This window comes from Shewanella sp. Isolate13 (genome assembly GCF_022398325.1).
Taxonomy (GTDB): Bacteria; Pseudomonadota; Gammaproteobacteria; order Enterobacterales; family Shewanellaceae; genus Shewanella.
The window spans coordinates 24,852-31,913 of the sequence record NZ_JAKEVD010000043.1; the positions used below are offsets into that span (position 1 = coordinate 24,852).

The 7,062-nt window shown below is 46.4% G+C and carries 9 protein-coding genes; 3 read left to right on the top strand and 6 right to left on the bottom strand.

Going from position 1 to position 7,062, the window contains the following annotated elements; genetic code table 11:
* Positions 1-56 precede the first annotated feature (56 nt).
* The 5 genes from asnC to L1D44_RS19290 all read right to left on the bottom strand — a co-directional run bounded on the left by asnC (position 57) and on the right by L1D44_RS19290 (position 2,819).
* A complete protein-coding gene (gene asnC, locus L1D44_RS19270; RefSeq protein ID WP_012275918.1) occupies positions 57-518 on the bottom strand; it encodes a transcriptional regulator AsnC in 462 nt (153 codons plus the stop codon).
* Between the two features lie 258 nt (positions 519-776).
* Positions 777-1,454, bottom strand: a complete 678-nt coding sequence (gene rluA, locus L1D44_RS19275) for a bifunctional tRNA pseudouridine(32) synthase/23S rRNA pseudouridine(746) synthase RluA (protein ID WP_239892898.1) — start codon at positions 1,452-1,454, stop codon at positions 777-779.
* A gap of 108 nt (positions 1,455-1,562) precedes the next feature.
* The gene (locus L1D44_RS19280) at positions 1,563-1,853 is read right to left on the bottom strand and encodes a hypothetical protein (RefSeq protein ID WP_239892899.1); all 291 of its coding nucleotides are present in this window, start codon (positions 1,851-1,853) and stop codon (positions 1,563-1,565) included.
* Positions 1,854-1,891: 38 nt separating this feature from the next.
* Positions 1,892-2,449, bottom strand: a complete 558-nt coding sequence (locus L1D44_RS19285) for a methyltransferase domain-containing protein (protein WP_239892900.1) — start codon at positions 2,447-2,449, stop codon at positions 1,892-1,894.
* On the bottom strand, positions 2,409-2,819 hold the full coding sequence (locus tag L1D44_RS19290) for a hypothetical protein (protein ID WP_239892901.1): 411 nt from the start codon (positions 2,817-2,819) through the stop codon (positions 2,409-2,411). The genes L1D44_RS19285 and L1D44_RS19290 overlap by 41 nt, the downstream gene beginning before the upstream one ends.
* A 450-nt stretch (positions 2,820-3,269) precedes the next feature.
* On the opposite strand from L1D44_RS19290, the gene L1D44_RS19295 reads away from it, so the two are divergent.
* Positions 3,270-4,259: a 2-hydroxyacid dehydrogenase gene (locus L1D44_RS19295; protein WP_239892902.1), complete on the top strand. Its 990-nt coding sequence runs from the start codon at positions 3,270-3,272 to the stop codon at positions 4,257-4,259.
* Between the two features lie 74 nt (positions 4,260-4,333).
* Complete coding sequence (locus L1D44_RS19300; protein WP_239892903.1) at positions 4,334-5,071, top strand: dienelactone hydrolase family protein; 738 nt, start codon at positions 4,334-4,336, stop codon at positions 5,069-5,071.
* A 104-nt stretch (positions 5,072-5,175) separates the two neighbouring features.
* Here L1D44_RS19300 and L1D44_RS19305 read toward each other — a convergent pair whose 3' ends face one another.
* A complete protein-coding gene (locus L1D44_RS19305) occupies positions 5,176-5,700 on the bottom strand; it encodes a DUF3332 domain-containing protein (protein WP_239892904.1) in 525 nt (174 codons plus the stop codon).
* Between the two features lie 296 nt (positions 5,701-5,996).
* On the opposite strand from L1D44_RS19305, the gene L1D44_RS19310 reads away from it, so the two are divergent.
* The gene (locus L1D44_RS19310) at positions 5,997-6,740 is read left to right on the top strand and encodes a fused MFS/spermidine synthase (RefSeq protein WP_239892905.1); all 744 of its coding nucleotides are present in this window, start codon (positions 5,997-5,999) and stop codon (positions 6,738-6,740) included.
* Positions 6,741-7,062: the final 322 nt, after the last annotated feature.

Below are 7,062 nucleotides of genomic sequence, written 5' to 3' on the forward strand. Positions count from 1 at the left end.
TCGTTAACTGAAAAAGGCTAACAATTGTTAGCCTTTTTTCTTAATTGTGTCGCTACCTACGGCTTAACTGCCCGTACTATAGGGTTTTGTAGGCTAATCAAGGTTTCTGTTGATTGGATCTCATCAATTGATTGGATACGATTAATCAATACATGCTGTAAGCCATCGATAGACTGGCACATTACCTTTACAAACACACTGTAGTTACCTGTGGTGTAATAGGCCTCAACCACCTCTTCGAGTGCATTGAGTTTAGATATAGCGGCTGGGTAGTCACCGGCACTCTTCAAGTTGATACCGATAAAACAGCATACATCGTAGCCTAAGGCTTTAGGGTTGACGGTGATCTGAGCCCCTGTGATGATGCCCGCCTGTTTCATCTTCTCAACGCGAACATGGATAGTCCCCGCGCTGACGCCGAAACGCTTAGCCAGCTCGGCGAAAGGAGTTCTGGCTTCTTTCATTAATGCAGACAGGATTTGGTTGTCGAGAGAATCTCTTTGAAATGGGGCTTCCATAATAAATTGGTCAATTGCTTATTGGTTAGTTAAACAATTTACGTATTTTTTGATGAATATTCTACTGATTTATCGAAGAAGTGCTGGAGGTAGCACATCTCTATCTTGCAGAGGCTTGTCTTGGCATGAGGCAAAGGGGATGACGCTGAGCTTGTATGTGCTAAGCATAATTTAAAGTGGCAAAGTTTTATCGAGCGATAGCGCCAAAGACTATTTCGTGTCTGTTGACGCTCGACATTAAAGCAACATCAATCAGCTTTACTGCTCGCCTTCGGCATCCATAAAGGGGGCATCGCAGCTAAAGGTCATTCGCTCTTTAGTGTAAGGGTGAGTAATAGTCAGTGACTGAGCATGCAGCAGTAGCCGTGGGGCGAGTCTTTTTGCTAGCGGGTCTGCATAGAAGTTATCGCCCAAAATTGGGTGCCCTAGTGCCATCATGTGCACTCGCAGTTGGTGAGAGCGCCCGGTAATTGGTGTTAGCTTGACTAAGGTTGAGCGTTTGCCTCGGCTGATCACTTCATAGTGGGTCTGTGATGGCTTGCCTATCTTATGATCCACCTTCTGTTTTGGGCGATTTGGCCAGTCACAGATAAGTGGTAGATTAATCGTGCCGTGGCTCTCTTTTACATGACCTGCGACCCTTGCATAGTAGGTCTTCTCGGTTTCTCTGTCTCTGAATTGACGTTTAAGTTCTGACTCGGCGCTGCGCAGTAAAGCCACAACAATAACGCCTGAGGTCGCCATATCTAAGCGGTGAACGATTTTTGCGTCTGGAAACTCTGCCAATACTCGAGTGTAGGTGCTGTCTGCATGGGCTGGATCTCGACCCGGCACAGAGAGCAGCCCTGATGGCTTATTAACAACCATAATATCTCTGTCTTGATGTAAGACTTCAAGCCATGGCGTAGTAGGAGGAGAGTAGACGAAATCAGTCATGATAGAACCTTATTAAAAATGCGCGGCAAAGATACCTCTTTGGCCGTTCTTCATGCAAGCAGATTCGAGCCAATCCATAGTAACTTGTTGGTTATTGCTCTGGCTGGGTTAGGAGAACCCATGGCCATTAACATGCATGATGGCAAAGGTCCAAATCACAAACGCCAGTGCGCAGTGGATCAAGGCGTAGAAGGATTGATCTAGGCGTCCCATACTTCTAGCATCCCAGATCAGATAGAGATGTAGCAAGATAATGATAGGGAAAAGGGCTAACAGTGGGTACAGGCTTAGTACGCTGGCATCACCAAACACCAAGCGACTGAGTAGTGCCCAGACAACCATAAAGCCTGTGACGATAGGGGGAAGCGCAACTCGATATTGTTCTGGATAGGGGAACATAGCTGGCCTCCATTTCATGCTGTTTATGGCAATGTGTACTATACCAGCGGCTTTTGAGCGATAAGCTGTGCCTTATAACTTGCCGAAGGTAATTCTCCTAATAGATCTTCAGCGTAATGGAGTATGCCCCAATTGGCAAATAATGCTTTTAATTCACCCGTTTTGAGTAAGAAGTTGGGATTTTTGGGGCGACCAATTTGCGCTTGTTGCTCGGTAAAGGTCTCGTAAATAACGAGCCCTCCGGGCTTGATACAATCCATGATTTGCTGGAAGAGAGGGCGGTGTAGATAGTTAAAAACCAGTACGATATCGTACTGCTTGGTAGGGAGGTACGGCGCGCTGCCATCTTCGAGATCCCACTCCAATAACTCGATACTGCCATCGTCTGCTGTAACATCTAGCCCAGTTAGATTTCGGTCTAGGTAGCTTACATGGCAGCCCCTGTCGCTAAACCACTGACCATTACGGCCGCTACCACAGGCAAGATCGAGTACCTTGCAACCGGGTGTTAGGTAGTCTGTCAGTGCTGAAAACTGAGTAATAAGCTCAGCGCTACTAGCCTTTAACTTCTTTTCTTCCACCAATTCTGCGTCCATGTACTATTGAGAAATGCCTAAGCCCAGCCGGGCCATGAGATACGACTACGGATAATAACACGATAGCGATCAGTAGCTCAGGCTTGTATGTGGCAAAGGGGATAAATAAACCGAGTAAACCGAGCTTTACCAAGGTCAATACGCCCTTTAGCTGAATAAGCCAGCGCCAGTCACGCACTATTTCCCAAGCCATCATGGCGGCTCCTGTACTCATGGCCATGATCCAGTAGACCAACCATTGCTCCTGAGGAACGTGCAATAAAATGCCACCGCCTGCGCCAGTGATCCCTAAGATATGCAAAGCGCGTAGGGCAGTTTTAGAAAAACGTTGGATCATAAACTGTTTTTCGGTGAGTTCTTTTCTGGCCATATTTAAGGAGTCTTGTGCTGCTAGATTGCAGCAAATCTTATCAGGAAATGACTATTTGAAAAGCGTTGAGAGATCACAAGCTCAGACTTACAGCTATTATTGTCTATTTTAGTGGCGATAAGGCTATGTCACGCAACAAATCTGTGAAGCAGATATCGATACCTATTTATAGATAGTGATAGGCTAATAGGCATATGCTTACTCCTTGCTATTATTGATATTTTTATGCTCAGTCAATAATGGCTTTGATCTGAATGCTTAAGAGAATTTATCCTTAACTCTTTAGTAAAGCCTCAGAATAAGCTGGAAAGCGAGCTGTCAGGAGCTCGCTTTTTCTTTGTCTAAAAACTCCCTCCTATTAGACATAGCTCCATGTCCCACAAGACAAATCTACCAATATCACATACACTGGTTACGGTTTTCCCTTCTCATTTAGGTAAGGTTTCTACAATGAAAATAGGCTTCTTTAGCGCTAAACATTACGACATGCAGTATTTCGAACGTACCAATGCCAGCTTTGGTGCCAATATTGAATATTTCGATTATCGACTGTGTATGCAAACGGTGAAGTTAGCAGAAGGCTTTGAGATCGTGTGCGCCTTCGTCAATGATTCACTGTGTGAGGAGGTGTTAGTTGAGCTAGCACAGGGTGGGACCAAGATAATCGCTATGCGCTGCGCGGGCTTTAACAATGTCGATCTTGAGGCCGCAGAGCGTTTGGGAATGAAGGTGGTAAATGTGCCAGCCTATTCTCCCGAGTCGGTTGCCGAGCACACGGTGGCACTCATGCTCACCCTAAACCGTAAAATTCATAAAGCGTATCAACGTACCCGAGATGCAAACTTCTCACTTGAGGGGCTAGTGGGCTTTAATATGCATGGCCGCACCGTCGGTGTCATCGGTACGGGTAAGATTGGTCTGGCGACTATCAAGGTGCTGCAAGGGTTTGGCTGTAAAGTTGTCGCTCACGATCCTTATCCTAATCAAGCGGTAATTGACTTAGGAGTCGAGTATTTATCGCTGGAGCAGATGTATCCCATTTGTGATGTGATCAGTTTGCATTGCCCACTGACTAAAGAGAACCATCATCTACTGAGTCAAAAGAGCTTTAGTCAGATGAAGCCGGGCGTGATGGTGATCAACACCAGCCGTGGCGGCTTGCTAAATGCCCTCGATGCCATGGAGGCGCTTAAGTCTGGTCAGCTAGGCTCATTGGCTCTAGACGTTTACGAGAATGAGAAAGAGCTATTCTTTGAAGATAAGTCGAGTGAGATCATTCAAGATGATGTTTTCAGACGTCTATCGGCATGCCACAACGTGATCTTTACTGGTCATCAGGCATTTTTAACCGAGGAAGCCTTGAGCGCGATTGCACATACAACACTGACAAACGTAACCCAGCTACTGGCGGGAGAAGTGTGTCCTAATCAGTTGTATTAGAATACTTCACCATTCGCTCGTCGCGAATGTGGCGAGTGAATGTTCAGTTACCAGCATCTAAGGAAAGAGAGCCGATGATCATTACTCAAGAGACCCACGATATTTCCACCGCAACGGGAACCATGCGGACCTACCTATACCGCCCCGATTGTGATGGGCAATTTGCCACCATTATTTTCTATTCAGAGATCTTTCAGCAAACGGCGCCGATTGCCCGTGCGGCGGCGATCCTCGCTGGACATGGGTTTGTGGTCTTGGTTCCAGAAGTGTTCCATGAGCTTAACCCTATCGGTACCGTGCTTGCGTATGACGATATAGGTAAAGACAAAGGCAACGCAGACAAGTTTGCTAAGCGCCTTGAAGACCATGACACCGACACCGAGGCGTTGGTGGACTTTGCTCGTAGCCTAAGCTTTTGCAGCAGTAATATTGGTAGCATGGGGGTGTGTATTGGTGGTCATTTAGCCTACCGCGCTGCGCTGAACCCCGATATCCAAGGGGCGTTTTGTTTATATCCGACCGATATTCATTCCAACACTTTACCCTGCGACAAGGGTAATGACTCCTTAAGCCGAACGGGCGATATTGCGGCCGAGTTGGTGATGGTGTTTGGTAAGCAAGATCCTCACGTATCTAGCGAGGGGCGCAAGCTGGTGTATGACAAGCTTGAAGCCACTGACGTTAAGTTTAACTGGCTGGAAGTCAACGCTCAGCATGCCTTTATGCGTGACGGTGATAGCAGGTATGACCCGGCGCTTGCGCTGCAGATGTACCTGCAGGCGGTGGCATTTTTTCAGCGAACACTAAAGTAACGGACTCAGGATCAGACGCTTCAATCGAAGCAAATAAAAAAGGGCCAGTATTACTGGCCCTTTGCAGATCACGGAGTAAGCATTATTTATTATACCGAACGGTATTAACCTTGCTGGTAAGCCGCAAGCTCATCAGTGCTTACACGAGCAATGAAATTGTTATCTAGATAGAAATCAACATGCTCGCCTTGCTTAACGCCAGACATAACCTGCTGGCTACCATCTTCATAAATCAGTGTCATTGCTAAGGTATTTTCGTCAGTTGCAACCATTGAAGCGCTAGTTAGCTTAACGTTCTTTAGCGGAGCGGTAGTTAGGTCGCCATCGATGTGCTGGTTCACCTTGAAAATCGCTTCAACTGGCATGTCTACAACGGCTGGTGAACGACCTGTGACAGGGTTGGTGCCTGTCCAGAATTCGATGCTGTTAACAATAAATAGATCGCCAGTCGCGGCGAAGCCATAAATTGGGCTCATCAGCATAAATAGGCCAGCGCGGCCGTAACGGTTGTCTACAGCGCTAAGGTTAGCCTTAGTTACCATGGCGCTTAGACCCATTTGGCCCATGCAGCCTGTCAGTTGAGTGCTTAGAATTGCAGTTAACGCGACTGCACAGATTGTCTTTTTCATTGGTTTATCTTACTAAATTGAGAGTGGCGCTGATTGTATGTATCGGTAAAAAATGAGATGTGATAATGATCGCAACTCTGGGTTGGAAACTTGTTTGGTTTGTAGTGCTATTGCTGTGATTTGTTTGTTGGCGGTGGTGTTTGTACTTAAGTTTGGCGCCGTGCTGATTTTTGTTTGTTGATGTGTATTGTTTGTTACTGTAAGCGTTCGCTGCGATTGGCTTTGGGGCTATCAGGGGGGGCATTTTATTAAAGCTGAATTTAACGCATAATAGCGCCCCAAATGTCGGAGACCCCATGTCAGATTATCAAGTACTGCACCAAACCCAAGATGAATACGGCCCACTTATCGTATTAGACGATAAGGAAGCGAGAGTTCTGGCATTTGGTGAAAACGACGAGCAGAGTAAGCTACTCAAAGCTGCGCCGCATATTCCGCAGCATACCTATGTACAAGCCATGTTATTAGTGTTGCTGTATAACCAACCTAAGAGCGCTATCGTACTCGGCTTAGGTGGCGGTGGACTCATTCATGCGCTGCGTCACTTCGATGCCGGGATCAAACTCACAGCCGTTGAGCTACGTGCCGATGTGATTGAGCTGGCTAAGCGTTACTTCCAGCTACCACTTAGTAAAAAGCTCAAGGTGATTAATCAGGATGCGAAACAGTTTTTAGAGACGGGTGACCATAAGCGGGTCGATGTGATCTTCACCGATATCTATAGCGCCGATGGTGTCGATGCGGCCCAGGTGTCGGAGTCTTTTATCGCCCAATGCGCGGCTATGATCAAGGCCGATGGTTATTTAGTACTTAACTGCTGGAAAGAGCATAGCCACAACCGTGAGTTGCTCGCTTACCTTAATAACTACTTTGTCGAGGTGCGTGCCTGCCTAACGGGCAGCGGTAACTGGGTGGTGTTTGCGGGTAAGGCCAAACGTGAGATAAGTGCCAGTGGTTTAAAAACCAAGGCGCAGGCGTTATCGCAGCAGCTGGATTTTCAGCTTGGACGCTCGCTGACCCGATTCGATGTTTGGGAATAACCTTAGTCGCTAATTGTTTTGACTGCTTATACCTCGCTAATACCCTTCTAGTGTTAGCGAGTCCTCTCTCTAGACGGGGCGCTTAATCGATTTTTTCGTTAAGAACTTCATTTTCTGCTGGTTATAGGATTTTATTCTCAAGATCTTCCCCATTAGTGCTTATCTAAGTGCTTGTTAAACATCTAATATCATTGAGTTGTTAATCCTGTTCGGAATTATCGATTAAGATGATAGCTTTTACTCGTTATGACAAATCATTTTTCTCGACTACTATGCTTACATCGAAAACGAACTGGCTTTAAGAGACTCATCATCACTCATC

Bases quoted from the DNA above. Each gene is read 5' to 3' on its own strand.
- asnC (WP_012275918.1), bottom strand. From the start codon at position 518: ATGGAAGCCCCATTTCAAAGAGATTCTCTCGACAACCAAATCCTGTCT.
- rluA (WP_239892898.1), bottom strand. From the start codon at position 1,454: ATGACTGATTTCGTCTACTCTCCTCCTACTACGCCATGGCTTGAAGTC.
- L1D44_RS19280 (WP_239892899.1), bottom strand. From the start codon at position 1,853: ATGTTCCCCTATCCAGAACAATATCGAGTTGCGCTTCCCCCTATCGTC.
- L1D44_RS19285 (WP_239892900.1), bottom strand. From the start codon at position 2,449: ATGGACGCAGAATTGGTGGAAGAAAAGAAGTTAAAGGCTAGTAGCGCT.
- L1D44_RS19290 (WP_239892901.1), bottom strand. From the start codon at position 2,819: ATGGCCAGAAAAGAACTCACCGAAAAACAGTTTATGATCCAACGTTTT.
- L1D44_RS19295 (WP_239892902.1), top strand. From the start codon at position 3,270: ATGAAAATAGGCTTCTTTAGCGCTAAACATTACGACATGCAGTATTTC.
- L1D44_RS19300 (WP_239892903.1), top strand. From the start codon at position 4,334: ATGATCATTACTCAAGAGACCCACGATATTTCCACCGCAACGGGAACC.
- L1D44_RS19305 (WP_239892904.1), bottom strand. From the start codon at position 5,700: ATGAAAAAGACAATCTGTGCAGTCGCGTTAACTGCAATTCTAAGCACT.
- L1D44_RS19310 (WP_239892905.1), top strand. From the start codon at position 5,997: ATGTCAGATTATCAAGTACTGCACCAAACCCAAGATGAATACGGCCCA.